Raw genomic sequence first — 16,734 nt, 5'->3', positions numbered from 1 at the left:
GCACACCGGTTAACGCAACAATCACCAATGAAAAGACTCGTCAAACTTGTCATCCTCATCAGCTTTGGGATCGCGCGTATTGCATCTGCTGCGTGTTTCCAGTTGAACCAAACCGATATGGACGCGTTGAATGAGCAGGGTAACACCCCGTCTGAGCAGGTGCAGGCCAACGTGCTCTTTCAGAATGCGTCTGTATCGATCGATCCCGGACTTCCTGTCGGATCGTTGATTGCGACGGGCCTATCCACTGCGCTTCCCACACCGATATTTTTCGTGGCCTGTGTAAACAGCGGCACGCTGACGCTGAATGTCGTCGGCGCCACGCCGTCCAACCTGCCCGGCATCTACAACACCAATGTGCCCGGCGTCGGCTTCAAGCTGAGTCAACTTAGCGCAACCGGTGCGGCGACGGACTATCCAATTGTGAGAACGGCGCAGCCAGGCACGGAGGACCCCAATCAACGGGTGTACATCTCCTTTGGCGCCGGGACACAGTTCCGGATCGAACTGTACAAAACCGGGGACATCGCCAGCAATGTGAACGTTCAGTTTGGCCTTGTAGGTACAGGCCATGGCGACGGCGACGGTAAGACCATTGTTATGATCAACGGTAGCAGTTTGAACATCAAGGTCCTGCCCACTTGCACCGTCAATACCAGCGCACTGAACATCGACTTCGGCACATTCGGTCCAGCGGATGTCTCAACTACGGCGGGCCCCACGCGAGCAGTCGAGTTCACCGTGCTCTGCTCGGGGCCGACACCACCAGCGTCGATCACCGCGGCACTGTCCGGCACGCCCGATACAGACGATGCCAGCATGCTGAAGAACACCGGCGCGACGAATCTCGCTATCCGCCTCAAAGATGTGTCGAAGGGCACGATCCTGAGGCCGAACGATCCAGCGAGCACTGTCGTCCAGACACCAGGAGGAAGCATGCAATCTCCATTCTCACTTGAGGCAACCGTGCTGCGCGTCGGAAGCGCAACGCCAAGGGCCGGGAGAATTCAGGCGACCGCAACCCTCACCATGACCATCCTCTAAATCTGTGTACTCCACCCACGTTGCCCCGGAATCATTCGTATGACCGCTTTATCCATCGCATCGCCAAGCTCGATTTTCGTGCAGATCGCAAGCTATCGCGATTCGCAGCTGATCCCCACACTGCTCGACTTAATCAACAAGGCAAAAAGGCCGGATTGGCTGCGTATCGCTATTTGCTGGCAGCATGCGCCTGACGAAACGCTCGGCGAATTCTGGCGGCAAGGTTTCGGCAAATGGAGCACGGAAGAAAACGGCGACTGGCCCGTTCAGCATCTCGATTACCGCGGCGCGAAGGTCGAACTGATCGACATACCGCACATGATGACGCAGGGCGCATGCTGGGCGCGAAACACCATTCAGCAACGCTACGGTGGAGAACGCTACACGCTGCAGCTCGATTCGCATCACCGCTTCGTCGAAGGATGGGACAAGCTCGTCATCGACACACTCGAATCGTTACGCGCTGAAAGCCCGAAGCCATTGCTGACCGGATATCTTCCACCGTTCAACCCAGCGAACGACTCTGACTTAGGTGGCAATCCGCTATTCCTGTGCTTCGATCGTTTCGGCACGGAAGGTGTCGTGATGTTTCGCGGCAAGAAATTGCCGCCCGTAGATGCGCCGGTTCGCGCGCGCTTCTACAGCGGACATTTCACGTTCGCTGATGGTCACTTCGCAGAAACCGTCCAGCATGATCCGGACTATTTCTTTCTCGGCGAAGAGATCTCTATCGCCGTGCGAGCATTCACACATGGCTACGACCTATATCATCCGCACTGCCTGATTGCCTGGCACGAGTACACGCGCGAGTATCGCGTGAAGATGTGGGACGATCACACCGATCAGGCAAAGCAAAGGGGAGAAATTGACGAACATTGGGGAGAGCGTAGCGCCCGCGCGTACCAGCGCAATCGTGCGCTACTCGGTGTCGACGGCGAAACCAGCGCGCAGCACAATTTCGACAAATACGGGCACGGCACGGCACGCACCTTAGCGGACTATGAAGCGTACGCGGGCATCAGCTTCGCGTGCCGCGGCGTGCACGAAACCACGCTCAATCATGAGCCACCGTTGCCGCCCGGCACACCGCGCGCCGACGAAGCAACGTGGAAAACTTCTCTGCGGCGTGCCAACGATGTTCGCGTCTGCTTGCATCGGGACACGTTCGACAAACACGCGGCCTCGCCGGGCGCGGTAAACCTGTTGTCTTGCGCAACATCGGCCAACGTCGTCGTTTACGACGACACCGCGGCCGACCTGTACAGCGAGACGGTCGAGGCCAGCCGCCTGTCCCAATCCCGGGCGAACAATTGGCTCGATTTTCGCGTCATCTTCTTATCAGCGCTCGAACAGATCCCAGCCCGGTATGCCATCGAACTGTTTGACGACGCTGGCAATCTGCTGAGCCGGGTCGGGCACGCCGTCGTTGTTTGACGCTTCGCCACCAGCAAGATTTGGAAAGCGATCCGGCGTCGCGCGGCCAAGCGGATTGCACCACGTCATCGGATTCGGCGCGTAGCGATAGGGGCTGACGCCACCGTGAACGGTGCGGTCAGGGCTGATATAGCGACCGGCGTCCGGATCATAGAAACGCGTGCCGTTATGGTGCAATGCCGTTTCTTCGTCTGCGTATTGACCGGCATAGCGGAGCGGTTGGGCGATGGTTCCACTGCGCTCCCACTCGGGAGCGGCAAGCGTCCCCCACGCGCGATAGCGAGCACGCCACATCACGTTGCCGGTTTCGTCGGTCAGTGCGATCGCGGTTCCGACACCATCGGTATGGTAGTGATAGATCCGCGTGTCCTTGATGTCGCCATCGCGGGTTAGTGTCTGATCTATACAGGCAAGCGGCGCAAAGCCCGTTGAACGGGGCGGCGCCGGTTGATAAAGGTAAGTCCGCAGTGCATCCGCACGCTGCTCCTGAATAAGCCTGCGCCCTTGCCACAGATAGCGCGTGACATCATCCTGCTCCACCGTTTGCGACCGCCGCGGCGAAGTGGCTTCAACGCGCTTCACGATGCGCCGGCCCAATCCGTCGTACTGATACCGCACGGTACGCCCGTTGCGATGCGCGGCAATCACCCGCCCTTCCGCATCCCATTCAAGCGACAGCGAACCATCGCGACCGCTCCGATGCACCAGTTGCCCCCACTCGTCGTATTGATAGCGATAGCCGCGGCACGCGCGAATCCGATGATCGGCGTAGATGGCGGGAAACCAGTTGTCACCGGGCGTATCGAGTAGATTGCTCGCGGCATCCCATGTGAAGTACTCGATAGCCAGTTGATCCGACACGCGCCGCAGCAGGCAGCCGCGCCGGTCGTAGTCGTACCAGGTCTGCTCTTCACCGGGTCCGACGGTTTTGACCAGCAAGTCACCCGGACTGTAATCCATTTCGCACCACAGCTGCATATCGGTTTCAGGTGACGTCGCCGGCACGGCTTGCTCGTCGCGCATCGTCGAGCGCCACCACGCGGGCCGGCCAAGCGGCGAATAGCCCACCCGCGTTTGCAGGCAACCCTGCGTGCGCGCAATCGGACGTCCCAACGAGTCATACCAGAACCGCGCAACCTCGCGTTCGTCCAATTCGACGAGCGCAGTCTCGCCGGTTTCGAGACGGCGGGTCCTTACCTCTTGTCCCTGTGGCAGCAGTGTCGCGACAAGACAGCCGGTGGCGTTGTACGTGTAACGCAATTCGCCGTTGGCGCCTCGCTCCGCGATCAGACGTCCGCCCGCGTCATACTCGAAGCGGATTTCGTCAGCACCGATGCCTATCAGTTCACCCGCGCCAGTTGGCGCGCGGTTAATCGCTTCGAGCTCTCCATGAGCGTCATAGCGATACGAGTAACGGTTGTGCAGCGTTTCGCGCTCGACAAGCCGCCCCGCCTCGTCATAAGCAAACGTCTCGTTACGTGTTTGCACACCGGCTTTCGACATCACGCTGCGAATCTGGCCCGCATCGGTATAGACGAAGTCGCGCACGACACCGTCGGCATCGGTGATCGACCGGCATTGACGCGCCTCCCACTTGAGCGTCTGGACGGCCCCGTTCCCGCTTTCGATTCGCACTGGACGGCCATGCGCATCGTACTGTCGCGCGATGACGTGGCCCTCCTCGTCGACGGCGCGCAATACGTTGCCGCGCCGGTCGCGATACCAATGCCTGCCCCGGCCAGTCGGCCCAACAAATGAAGTCCGTTGACCGGCGGCGTTCCAGACATGTCGTTCGATCTGCCCGTCCGGGCGCGTCACGCTGACCGGGCGGCCAAGCCGGTCGCGCTCGATCAGCGTGACTGCGCCGAGTGCGTCGGTCACACGCACGATGCAGCCGCTGGCATCGCGCTCGTAGTGCGTCGCGCCGCCATCGGCCTGGGTGCGTCGGATCAGTTGTCCCCACCGGTCGTGTACATACGTGGTCGCGACACCGAGCGCGTCGGTCGAGCGGGTCATGAATCCATGACCGTCATATTCGAAGCGCGTCATTTCGCCGCTCGGTATCTGGCAATGCAAAGGCTGTAGACGCCTGTTTCGCGCCCACATCCATATGCGGCCGTCACTCATTGTCACCGATACGGGCTCGAGCGACGCGAACGCATACTGGGTGACGCGAGTCTTGCCGAGCGGATCGATTTCCTGCGTGACGCGTCCGAGCCAATCGTATTGAAAACGGACCACGCGCTCGCCCGGCAATCGGATGGCGATCGGCGCGTCGGTATCCCGATAGTCGAAGCGATAGCGTCGTCCGTCGAAGTCCGTATGCGCTCGCACGTGGCCGTGTTCGTCGTATTGCCAGCTAGCGGAATGTCCGAATACGTCGATCACCTGACTGACACGGTGGTCGACGTCATAAGCGAAGCGGTCAAGTGCGCCCTCGGAGGTGGCGCGCTCAACCACGCGCGCGACACCGTCGATCGTCCGCCATGCGTAGCGCGTAGTCATGCCGAGAGCGTCGGTCTCCTCCACGATCCGCCCGTCCTGCCAGGCAAAGCGGCGAACGATTGCGCCGATGCGATTGCGTACCTCGGTGAGTTCACCGTTCGGACTGTAGCCATACTGGACGAGCACGCCGCCCGGGCCGTCGCCGACGCATTCGATCGCGGTGACGCGTGTGCCCACCGCAGTGCCATAGTGCATCCGCAACTCCTGGCCGCCCGTATCGCGCATGCGCAACAACCGGCCTTCGCCGTCCCAAATGCATCCGACGCGCTGCTGGTGCAGATCCTCGATGTACTTGAGCCGCGCAATCCCGCTTTCGTCGAAGTCGCCGAAAATCCGGTAATGCGGCTTCAGATCGGCGACGACGATGCGGCCGTCAGGCAAATGCGCGAAGTGCAATTGCGCGGACGGCGCAATGATCTGGGTGCCACGTTCGGGAAACGGCACGCTGATCGTGCCGCCATATTCATCGACGTAGACAAGCCCGTCGCCCACTTTATGCAACGTGACTTCCCAGCGGGTACGCCAGCCGACGCCGAGTAGGCCGACTGTTGCGCGCGCGCTCGAATAGTGACGGGACCAATCGAACGGCAGACGGCCACGCAACGCGAAGTCGATTTCGTCGGCGGGAAGACAAACCTTGCTGCCGGCAATGACGTCGACTGAGCGGCACAACACACCCGATAGCGCACCGCGCAAGCGATATCGGTCGACCAATTCGCCGAGCCGCTGGCAGCAATCGACCGGCTGGACGCCACGAGTCGGCGGCAATACGACACCAGGCAGCCCGACCAACTCTCCGCCTATCCCGGCGATTCCGGTTTCCAATCCGCGATCCTTGCCGTTACGAACCGATCAGCACATCCGGTGAACCGGTGGAGATCGGCGCGCCGCACGAGGTCGTGCAGCCGACACGAGCCGCCGGCACGTTGTTGATGAATACCGAGGCCGAACCGGCCACCACGGCTTGCACGGAAGGATGGAGCGCGCAGGTTGCCGAACTGATGCTGGTCAACGCAGCGGGTATGCGATTGATCGTCACTGACGGCGAGCCGGTGACGATCGCACCGCCATGTCCGGTTGCGTCGCCTTTGCGGGCGGCTGAAAACATACGGAATCATCTCCTTATGAATGATCGGGCCGAGCAGTGATGCGCTCGGCCGCTGGACCAAGTTGCAAAAAAACGTGGTTACCACTCGCTCAATGACGGTGGTATCGACGGGATTGGTGTTGGTTCTGGTGTTGGTTCTGGTGTTGGTTCTGGTGTTGGTTCTGGTGTTGGTTCTGGTGTTGGTTCTGGTGTTGGTTCTGGTGTTGGTTCTGGTGTTGGTTCTGGTGTTGGTTCTGGTGTTGGTTCTGGTGTTGGTTCTGGTGTTGGTTCTGGTGTCGGCTCTGGCGTCGGTTCCGGTGTCGGTTCGGGTGTCGGCTCGGGTGTCGGTGTTGGTGTCGGTGTTGGTGTCGGTGTTGGTGTCGGTGTTGGTGTCGGTGTTGGTGTCGGTGTCGGTGTTGGTGTCGGTGTTGGTGTTGGTGTCGGTGTCGGTGTCGGTGTCGGTGTCGGTGTCGGTGTCGGTGTCGGTGTCGGTGTCGGTGTCGGTGTCGGTGTCGGTGTCGGTGTCGGTGTCGGTGTCGGTGTCGGTGTCGGTGTCGGTGTCGGTGTCGGTGTCGGTGTCGGCTCCGGCGTCGGTTCCGGTGTCAGCTCGGGCGTTGGCTCCGGTGTCAGCTCGGGCGTTGGCTCCGGTGTCGGCTCGGGCGTTGGCTCCGGTGTCGGCTCCGGTGTCGGCTCCGGTGTCGGCTCCGGTGTCGGTTCCGGTGTCGGTTCTGGCGTCGGCTCGGGTGTCGGCTCGGGTGTCGGCTCGGGTGTCGGCTCGGGTGTCGGCTCGGGTGTCGGCTCGGGTGTCGGCTCGGGTGTCGGCTCGGGTGTCGGCTCGGGTGTCGGCTCCGTCGTCGCCGTCGGCGTCGGTGTCAGTTCCGGCGTCGGCGTCGGCGTTATCTCCGGCGGGCTCGACGGATCCGGATCGCCCGGCGACGGCAGACCCGGCAACGCTCCCCCCGCGGCGAGCACGACGACTGGAACCGGCACCGTCGTTTTATTGCCTACGTCGAAATCTCCCGGATTGAGCTCCAGCGGCATGCCCTGCACGACGGCGCGCGTGGCCGCCTGGACTCGAATGGTTGTACCGATCAGCTTGATCTCGCCGTCCTTGGTCATCGTCAACGACGATTCGCCGCAAACGATGGACAAGGCATCACCCGCGGACAGCGAATAGACGCCGCCCACCGCGTGCGACGACGCGCCGCCGACCGTGACGGAACGGGCTCCTCCCACCGACAATGCGGATGCACCCCCGACTGCCGTGGCCTCGGCTCCGCCGATAGAAACGGTTTGCGCAAGACCCACCGAATAAAACGCGGCCTTCTTCACGTCCACCGAGTACTTCCCGCCCACTGCGACGCTGTGCTCCGCCGCCACACCGACCGTATAGTCGGCGCCGACAACATGGGACTCGTTGAATTTCGTCAGGCGGCTCATTTCCCGCTCTGCCTGAATCGAGAATTCCTCGGCACCTGCCTTGTCCTCGAAACGGATACGGTTGAAATTCTGCAAGCCGCCTTTCATCGATCGGCTCATGAAGCCGCTCTGCGTCGCGTTGCCGGGCAAGTCATAAGGCGGGCGCGTGATCGTGTTGTACAGACTGCCGGTAATCAGCGGGCGATCCGGATCGCCATTCCAGAAGTCAACGATGACCTCCTGTCCGATTCGCGGAATGTAGATGCCGCCGAAGCTCGCGCCGGCCCACGCCTGGCTCACGCGAACCCAGCACGAATCCGTTTCCGCGTTGCGGCCGTAGCGGTCCCATGCGAAGTGGATCTTCACGCGACCGAATTCATCGGTCCACAGTTCGTTGCCTGGCGGCCCCACGACGATCGCCGACTGCGGGCCGCTCACTCGCGGCTTGAGCGTTTCACGCGGCAGCCTGAACATTTCGCTCGTCGGCTGTACGTTGAATTTATTGCTACACGTGTACTCGTAATTGCTGCCCGATTCGTCGGGGTTGCCGGTCAGTTTGAGTTCCGTGTCGATGACCAGGTATTCGCAATTCGCCGCCGTATAGTCGTAACCGGTCAGCTCGAACGTCTGGCCGCACGCGAGCCCGCGCACGTTGCCCGAGCCTTTCGCGCGTCGGCCCGGCGCGCGCAGTGCTTCCATACGGGTGCGAGCCAGCAGCTCGCCGTGGCTGCCGTCGGTGTAGTCGCCCGGCCACTCGTAGTGCTCGAGCGTGTTCCAGTTCGTATCGCGTGGCTGTTGGTTGATCGCGCGCAGATCGGCTCGCGAGCGCGTGAAGTCGAAGTCGCTCGTCACATAGTGACCGGTGCGCAGCGCCTCGGTCATCGAGAATTCACTGACATACTCGGTATCGGTTTTGCCGCCCTGCGGCTGGAAGGCCAGCGTGTGGTATGCCGGATTCGGCGACTTGCGGTGCGCGCCGATGTGATCGCACAGCACGAGCCGGTGCTTGCCATCGGAATGCTCGAAAAACCAGTAGATGCCCCACTCTTCCATCAGCCGCTGGATAAAGTGGAAATCGGTCTCGCCGTACTGCACCTGGAACGCGCGCGGCTCGTTGCGCGGGCTTTCGCCGGTCAGTTCATAGCAGCTGACGTCGAGCCGCTTTTCGACCGGGTACGGATAGTCCTTCAGCACCTCGTCGATGATTTCGATGACGGTCTTGTCCTGAAAGGTCTTGAAATCGGTCGTCAGTTCGGCGAGCGCCAGCCATGGCTTCAGTACGACGCGATAGACGTTGTAGCGGCCTTTGCGGCACAGGTACGCCGCCTCCACGACGAGGCCGGTGATCTCGCGCCGGGCCGCGTCCGCGTCAGCCGCCAGGTCAGCCGGGCGATCGAGTTCCATCGTCACCGTCATTTCCTTGCCGAGCAGCGCCGAGAGGTCGATATTGGCGCTGACGGCGAGCGGGACCGTGTAATCATCAGGCGTGCGCAGCAGCAGTTCGTAGCTAAACAGCTTGCCCAGATACTCGTTGCCCTCCAGCGACATGAACTCGAGCGCGGGCTGTCCGAGCAGTTGCGGCATGGCCTCACTGGACACCATGACGACCCGGGCCTGAACAGCGACCTTGTTCAACGTACTATTTGACATTCACTCCCCTAGACTCTATTCATCGAAACTCTATTCATCGAAAACGGCCCGGCGCGGAATTGCGCACCCGTATTTCGAAACTGCAACCCGCCGTCGCCGACGGAGGAAACCATCGATGCCGCTGTCTGGCTCGCGCTGTTGCTACCACCATGGCTACTGCCGCCGGGACAGCGAAAGCCGTTGAGCAGACCCGTCAACTGCGCGCCCGACTGGCCGCCCGATGTCAGTTCGAGCACTGCACGGCGGCCGTCGAAACCGAACTCGACAGCAGTGCGGCTCGACGACAACGTCGACGTCGCGCGGCCCCGGTCGATCAGGCGAAACAGCGCCCACGGTCCTTCGGCCATGGTGATCGACGTATCCGGACGCACGCGTGGATTCGCGGTGATACCGGCCATCGAGCCGCCACGCGGCCCGGGCCAGGCGACAGCGAATGTCGTGACCGGGCCATGCGCATACCGGTAGCTCTGGCCATCGATATCGATCAGCAGATCCGTGATTTCCGGATCCAGCGACACGACCTTCAAGCTCATCTTCCAGGCCATCCGGTTCGCGCCGGGGTCACGGAAAAGCACCTCGCGAATCGCCGCCGCGCGCTCGAAAGGTTCGAGGCCTGGCCCCTGAATCGGCGGCATGCCGGGGTTGACCGGCTTGTAACGCCACGGCCGCGTGCTTGTGTCGACGCGGCTTGCGAGCGTCTTCTCGAAGAAGTCGTCGAGCAGCCCGCCTGAGGCGAACACGCGGTTGAAGTCGTCGATGTCGACTTCCTGGGCGCTTGCCGCAAACGGATACCTGCCTTCGATCAGGCGACGGCACTGCGCGCCGACGCTCGACTCGACCTGCTGCGCGAGCAACGATCCGACTCCACGGTCGAGCTTGCGCATCGACTGCGATGCAATACCGGTCAGCACCGCGCGAAACGGCGCGGGCAACTTCTCGGCTTCCAGCTGCAGCGTCGAACCGAGGTCGTCGACGGCCGGCATGCTGTTGGTTGCGAGTACGTTGCCGGCCATCACGAGGTGCGTGTACTGCTCGTTGATCAGGCCGATGATGCCGTCGAGCCGCAGCGCGCTGCCGCTGCCCATCGGCATTTGCGCCAACGCGGACGCGGAGCTTCCTCCGCTGCCGCTGCCACTGCTGGTGCCGACGCTGGCGTGGCCGGTCACGACTTCGCGCAGCGCGGCGAAGCGGTTGTCGACCAATTCCCGCTCCATGCGCTGTTGCGAGATCTGACCGAGCGTCGCCGTCGCGGCGACGGCACTTGCCGCGCGCGCGACACGCGAACGGCGCGTGATTGCATTCGCCGCGCTGTCGGCGAGCGACGGCTCGTCCGCGTTGTCGGTCACCGACAGCGATGTCTCGCGCACCGCTGTGCGCGCGAGCCGCGCGAGCGGCGAATCCGGCGCGGCGAGCGTGCGCAGCGTCTGCAGATCGAGTGCCAGCGTGCCGTCACCGCCGGCAACTGGCCTCACGTCATCGAGAAACTGCTGCCAGTAGTTGCCGTAGTCGGTCAGATACTGGCGACGGATTTCGTCGGCGATGCGGTCCTGGCGAGAGCCTGATTTGTCTCTCGCCGTGTGACCGGCGGAATCACCGGCGGAATCGCCCGGCGCTCCGCCGCGTTCCCAATGTCGCCAACGCGCCGACGTATCGGCCATGCCCATCACCCACGCATCCTGCTTTTGAGCCTGCGCGAGAAATTCGGGCAGGCGCTGGTTAAAAACCTCGTGATAACCGTCGTAGGTATAGAGACCCGGTATGCCGCGTTCGAGCGTCGAGCCCGGTGCCAGAGAGAACACCGCTGTCGCCTGCGGACCCGCGGCGCTGATCAGCGTGACAGCCTCCGGCGCTTCGGGCGCCATCGCGTTCATCGCGCGTTCATAGAGACGCCCGGATGCCGGATTGCGGCCGAGAAAGTCGCGCGCACGCGCGACGAGAGGCGCGTTCATCGGCTGTGCGGGCACCGCGGGCACGCCGTCGGCAAACAATGCGTCGAGATGACGCGCCATCACGCTGCGCTCGCCCATCGATGCAACGCTGTTCGCGTGCTCCCAGTCTTCGAGCACCCACGCCTTGATCGCCTTTGTGTCGTAATGCGAGCGGTCGAACAGCATCAGGTAGACCGACAACGTGCGATAGACGCCATCCGCGTCCTGAGCGCCGATCTGCGTGTCGAGCACGGTTTCGAGCCGGCTGACGATCCGCGGCAACACCATCTGATTCAGCAGGTTGCCGTAGGTCACAGTGGCCGCGCCGCGTACGGCCGGCACCGTGTACAGCCCGTAGCGCCACGCGAGACCGGGGCTGTCGAGGTCCAGATCATCTAACCTCGGCAACTCGTGCGCTGCGGAAAGAATCGGCCCCGTCGCGCCTTGCTGAGGCGTCTTACGCTGCGCGGCCACACGCGTGGCGAGCGTGTCCGTCTTCAGATCGGTCGCGGCCAGGTAGTTGCGGTTGTTGTCGAAGCTCACGACGAGCGCGCCGACCAGCCACACCGCGACGACGATCGACAGCAGATGGCCGACCGCGCGCAGCGTGCGAAAGCGCATTTCCCATTGCCAGTTCGGCCGCACGAGATGCCCTTCGGCAAGGATCACGCGCTGGAACAGGTTGCGCAGAAAATAGCCGCGATAGGCGCTCGGCGCATCATTGCCCGATGACGACGCGGACGGCGCGATGGGTGCAATCGGCGCAATCGGCACCGCCCCGGCTGCGCTCACGCCACCGCCGACGATGCCCACCAACCCGCGGCTCAGGCGCTGCAGCAGCGTCGTGTTGTCGGCGGACACCACTTGGTGAGTTTGCGCCGCGCTCGTGAAATAGACGCCGCGCAACGTACTGTTCAACTGCGTGTCGTCGTATTTCGAGTCGAGAAACACGAGTGCGAGAAATTCGGTCAGCTCCGCGCACAGACAACGGAATTCGGACGGCAGCGCATACAGCTTTCTGCGCCGGTCGACTTCGTACACTTCGGAAAGACGCGTATTGATGCCGTCTTCGAGTCCCTGTTCCAGTTCGCGCAGCTCGGCCGCGCAGTTCACGCGCAGCGCGTCGCGATGCTGCTCGTCACCGTCTTGCCGATAGGGCAGCGTGAAGCCGAGAATCTGCGCACGACTTTCCGCGGTCAGCGACTGGAAATATTCGCTGAAGCCGGGCAGCAAATCGAGCTTCGTGACGAGCACGTAGACCGGAAAGCGGATACCCAGTTGCTGACGCAACTCGCCAAGCCGCGCGCGCATCGATGCCGCAAGCGCCTTGCGGCCGGATGGCGATGCGCTCAGCAACTCCTCAACGGAGACGGCCAGCAGTGCGCCATTGATAGGCGCACGCGGCCGCCGCTTGCGCAGCAACGCGAGGAAGCCGTGCCATTCCGCTGCGTTGGTGGATTTCGGGTCGCGCGGCCCGGCGTCGTCCATCGTGACGTCGTGAGGCTTCGCGTCGCCGCCGGCGGCTGGCGAAGCCGCGTCATGCACGGCATAGCGGCCCGCGGTATCGATCAGCACCGCTTCATTCGTGAACCACCAGTCGCAATTTGCGGTTTCGACGCGCGTTCCCAGCGACGCCTCCGCCATCTGATCGGCATCAGGAAAGTCGAGTCCCGAATTCAGGATCAGCGTGGTTTTACCGGCTCCCGACGAGCCGATCACCATGTACCACGGCAACTCGTACAGATAGCGCTGATTTTCCAACAGACGACGCAGCCCACTCGGGCCACCACGCAGACGTTTGAGCTTTTCGATCGCCTTCGTAACTACCGAATTGAGCGCGCCAATTTCCTTGCGCGCGAGCGGAGCCGTGTCACCTTTGCGCGCGAATGGATTCAGGATGCGCTGCAGCAGTGTCTTGTCGTCTTCCAGCGCCTTCAACAGGCGATAGATTCCATAAATCGTGTAGCACGCAAGCAGAACTGAAATCAGCAGCGCGCGGGACCACGGCGCGGCGAGCGGATGCGTATCGCCGAACGCAAATTTCGATCCGAAATTCCAGATGCACAGCGCGACACCGAGCAGCGCCACGCCCACTATGCCGGCCGGCACCCGGAGCAGCCGGAACAGCGCCAACACCAGCAGCAGAATGATCGTCAGCGTGCGCGACAGTGCGGTTTCGAGCGGCCGATAGTCGCCGAATGCGATAAAAGGTCCGATAAACCAGACGACCGCGGCGATCACGAGGATCGCCGCGAACATCAACGTCTGGCGCGTAAAAACATGCTTGCGAAAGCGGTTCAGAAAGGACATTCAGGCTTTCCCGTTATTGCGTGACGAGGACTTCCACGCGTCGATTGCGGGAGCGACCTTCTGCAGTGGCGTTGTCGGCGACAGGCTGTGTATCGCCATTGCCAATCGCGACGATGCGATCGGCAGGCATGCCGTGCGCGTTGAGAACGCCGGCGACGAACGCCGCGCGCTTCTCGGACAACGCCTGGTTGTCTGGAAATTCGGTGGTATGAATTGGCTGGTTGTCGGTATGCCCGGTCACGGTGACATGGCCGCCGACGCGCACCACTTCGCGCGCGACCTTGGTCAACACCGGGTCCAGTTCCGGACGCATACGGCTTTGCCCCGGAACGAACATATCGTCCCCACGGAACACGACTTTGCTGCTGCGCTGGTTCTCGTCGACGGTTAGTTGGCCGCGTGCGATCTCGTTTTTGAGCAGCACCGACAGGCGCAGCCGCTCGCGCACGACGCTCGCCTCGATCTTGACCTCCACCGGGCGGCCGATTGCGAGGATTTTCGCGCTGAGTGTTTGACTTTCGGACAACAGCCGGTACTTGTACCAGGCAAAAATCGAGAATACGCACAGCACGGCGACGCTCGCGGTCACCCAGACCGGCACGCTTCTCAACAGGCGCATCTTGCCGGGCTCTTCACCACGCCAATGAGGCGACAATTCGAGACGACCCGTGTCGCGGGCGCCGCTAATGAGCGTCAGTAAGCGCTGGCGGATCTGTTCGAGATGACGCGCGCCATCCACGACGACGCTGTAGCGCCCCTCGAATCCAAGACCGAGAATGCGGTACAGCACTTCGAGGACGTCGATGTATTCCTGAGGATCGGTCGCCATACGGCCGATCAGCAGAAAAAACTTCTCGCCGCCGTCCACTTCGCCTTCGAACGTGATCAGCAGGCTGCGCGTGGCCCACGCGCCACCGCCGCCCCAGCGCGTGCGGTTCGCCGCCTCGTCGAGCGCGGTGCACAGCGCGTAGCGAACCGCGGCCACGTGCTTCCACGGCAGATGCGCCTTATCGCAGACTTTCTGGAATGCGGCGATTTCACGCACGAGCAGCGCACGCAGGCTCGCCATCGCGACCGGCGAATCGAGCCCGGCCGGCATGTCGGCCAGCATGCGCAGCAACGGCTGCGCAGCTTCGCGTAATGGGTTCTGCGCAACTCGCGTGCGTTCGACACGCATTTGCAGATCTTCTGGCGGAGCGAACGCGGCCGGATCAACGACCGGCTCCTGGCCGGCAGCGTCTGCCGCCGATGGACCACCCGCCGGCAATGCCGACGGCAGCTCCTTGTTCGAAGTGGAGCCGGTCGCGTCTGTCAGAAAGTCGAACGCGTTGTCCGCGTATGCATCTGTACTCATTTCTGACGCACGCCCCACAGCTCAAGCTTGAGCTCCGGAAAATGCCCGCCGATGTGCATGGCGAGACCGCCATGGCGAGCGATCTGCTCCCAGAACGGCCCGGTGCGCGAAAGCTCGAAATAGATAAAACCCGAGTTGAACGGAATCTGACGCGGCGGCACCGGCAGCGGCGCGATCGTCAACCCCGGCAACAGCGAACGAACCAGCTCCGGCAGTCGCTGAGGGTGGCTGATCTTCGTCTGCGCGAGGAACTGTTGCTGCAGCAAGTCAGGTTGCATCTGCGCACCCACCGCGAGCACCAGACTCGAATAGCCGGCCAGTTCGGTCGGCAGCACGGCCGCGGTACGGATGCCGTGCGCCTGTTCGGTGAGCGCAATCGGCTGCGCACCGCGAATCAGCACCTGATTCAGCAGTTGGTGAACCTGGTCGACCAGCGGCTTGATGCTGCGGTATAGCCGCGCGTGGTCGTAACCAGGCGCGGGCGCCGGACGCCGTGTTTGCGGACGCACGAAGGTAGACAGCTCACCAGCAAAGAGAGCGAGCTCGCGATACAGATCCACGGGTGCCGTTTCTTCCAGCCGGCAGATATGCTCGAGCAGCGGCTCATAACGATTGAGCACCTGCAGCAGCAGATAGTCGGCCACTTCGGCGGCGGCGCCCGTGCGGCCGTCGGTACCGGACAACCGGGCCGCCAGCGCGTCGGCGCGCAGCCTGGCGAGACCGTGTAGCTGCATCGTCCATTCACGCAATAGCGGGTTCGCACCATAGCCGGTAACGGGAGGAATGTGTTCGGATCGGTCCAGCGACACCGCGCCATCGGCATGTAAGGTCTTTACGCGCGTCAGCGCAATGCCGATCCACGACTGCGTGAGCTCCTTCTCCGGCAGCAGCCGCAGACGCAGATTCGCGAGTTGTACAGGCTTCGGCCCTTGGCCAATCGCGTTGCTGTCTCGCAGATCCACGTCGTACGCAACGTAACGGGCAAGCGATCCGCTCTGCTCGGTAAAGGCGGTTTCCTCAGTATTCGGCAGACGCAGCGGCACCGCCAGGTAGATCACCTGATCGCGATGCTCCGCGCCGATCGTCAGCGGCGGAGGCGGCGGCGTCAGACCCGGTACGTCGAATGGCGTACCGTCCGGAAACACGCCCATTCCGCTCTTGAACACGAGCTTGCCGAACGCCAGCGATTCCTGGTCGATTTCATAGCGGCCAAAGCCCCAGAAAAACGGACTTAGCGGCGCGCTGCGCCGGTGCGCGAGCGACTCGAGGTAGCGTTCCTGCTGCTGAAACAGTTGTGGGCGCAGGAACAGACCTTCGCTCCACACAACCTTGTTATACCAACTCATCGAAATTGATCTGTCTTTGAAACCGAAACAGCGCGCTGGTCAAGCTGGATCATCAGCTTCTGTTCCTTGTCTGGAATAGCCATCCGATACCACGCGGCGTCGGGTGCCACCGGCAACCGATAGACCGCACGCCACACCGATTTCCCAAGCTCCCGGTAGCCTGCAAGCACGCCAATAACGGTCGTAGCAGGGTTAGATTTGCGCATCACATCGCGCTGCTCACCTGGGCGCAGAATGAATTCGTCGACGACCAGCGCGTCGTCACCGAGGACTTTCTTGTCCTCGCTCTGCAGCGTGAAAAAATCGGCGCTCTCAAATGCGGTCGCGGACTTCAACTCGTAGACTCGGACCTGGATCGGCGCGGCGTTGCCCCACTCGTTCGGATTGACGTTCTCGCTTGCGGCGATCCGCAGCCGCAGGTTCGTCTGCTCCTTGAACACAGGCACGGGAGTGCTACTGCATGCTGTCAAGCCTATGCCCACTCCGCTCAGTACTAGCCAGCTTGCAATGCGTAGCCAGGTTGCGAAACGGGAAAATAAGTTTGGAACCATCTAACGGAGTCGAAGTGACCTTATGCGTCGTTCTGAATGAATTTGCCAGGGTGGCGGCATATAGCCCGACACCCTGGCGAACGCTGGTGTCCCAGCCAATCATTCC

The 16,734-nt window shown here is 62.3% G+C and carries 9 protein-coding genes; 2 read left to right on the top strand and 7 right to left on the bottom strand.

Features of this window, described 5'->3' with window-relative positions; translation table 11 throughout:
* Positions 1–27: 27 nt before the first annotated feature.
* Both L0U82_RS33865 and L0U82_RS33860 read left to right on the top strand, forming a co-directional pair.
* Positions 28–1,044 carry a fimbrial protein gene (locus L0U82_RS33865; protein ID WP_233837998.1) on the top strand — a complete coding sequence of 339 codons (1,017 nt, stop codon included), beginning with the start codon at positions 28–30 and terminating at the stop codon, positions 1,042–1,044.
* A 39-nt stretch (positions 1,045–1,083) separates the two neighbouring features.
* Positions 1,084–2,478 carry a UDP-N-acetylglucosamine-transferase gene (locus L0U82_RS33860; protein WP_233837997.1) on the top strand — a complete coding sequence of 465 codons (1,395 nt, stop codon included), beginning with the start codon at positions 1,084–1,086 and terminating at the stop codon, positions 2,476–2,478.
* Here the strand turns inward: L0U82_RS33860 and L0U82_RS33855 are convergent.
* The 7 genes from L0U82_RS33855 to tssJ all read right to left on the bottom strand — a co-directional run bounded on the left by L0U82_RS33855 (position 2,383) and on the right by tssJ (position 16,628).
* Complete coding sequence (locus L0U82_RS33855) at positions 2,383–5,808, bottom strand: RHS repeat-associated core domain-containing protein (RefSeq protein ID WP_233837996.1); 3,426 nt, start codon at positions 5,806–5,808, stop codon at positions 2,383–2,385. The two genes, L0U82_RS33860 and L0U82_RS33855, sit on opposite strands and share 96 nt — an antisense overlap.
* Before the next feature lie 16 nt (positions 5,809–5,824).
* On the bottom strand, positions 5,825–6,091 hold the full coding sequence (locus tag L0U82_RS33850) for a PAAR domain-containing protein (RefSeq protein ID WP_233837995.1): 267 nt from the start codon (positions 6,089–6,091) through the stop codon (positions 5,825–5,827).
* A 78-nt stretch (positions 6,092–6,169) separates the two neighbouring features.
* The gene (locus L0U82_RS33845; RefSeq protein WP_233837994.1) at positions 6,170–9,139 is read right to left on the bottom strand and encodes a type VI secretion system Vgr family protein; all 2,970 of its coding nucleotides are present in this window, start codon (positions 9,137–9,139) and stop codon (positions 6,170–6,172) included.
* A gap of 8 nt (positions 9,140–9,147) precedes the next feature.
* The gene (gene tssM, locus L0U82_RS33840) at positions 9,148–13,377 is read right to left on the bottom strand and encodes a type VI secretion system membrane subunit TssM (protein ID WP_233837993.1); all 4,230 of its coding nucleotides are present in this window, start codon (positions 13,375–13,377) and stop codon (positions 9,148–9,150) included.
* Positions 13,378–13,390: 13 nt separating this feature from the next.
* The gene (gene tssL, locus L0U82_RS33835; protein WP_233837992.1) at positions 13,391–14,731 is read right to left on the bottom strand and encodes a type VI secretion system protein TssL, long form; all 1,341 of its coding nucleotides are present in this window, start codon (positions 14,729–14,731) and stop codon (positions 13,391–13,393) included.
* Positions 14,728–16,077 (bottom strand): type VI secretion system baseplate subunit TssK, encoded by a 1,350-nt coding sequence (tssK, locus tag L0U82_RS33830; protein ID WP_233837991.1) that lies wholly within the window; start codon positions 16,075–16,077, stop codon positions 14,728–14,730. The genes tssL and tssK overlap by 4 nt, the downstream gene beginning before the upstream one ends.
* Positions 16,074–16,628: a type VI secretion system lipoprotein TssJ gene (tssJ, locus tag L0U82_RS33825; protein WP_233837990.1), complete on the bottom strand. Its 555-nt coding sequence runs from the start codon at positions 16,626–16,628 to the stop codon at positions 16,074–16,076. The genes tssK and tssJ overlap by 4 nt, the downstream gene beginning before the upstream one ends.
* Positions 16,629–16,734: the final 106 nt, after the last annotated feature.

Source organism: Paraburkholderia sp. ZP32-5 (assembly GCF_021390495.1).
In the GTDB taxonomy this organism is placed as follows: Bacteria; Pseudomonadota; Gammaproteobacteria; order Burkholderiales; family Burkholderiaceae; genus Paraburkholderia.
The sequence above is the reverse complement of the archived record's forward strand: the minus strand, read 5'-3'. Positions and strand labels throughout refer to the sequence as shown.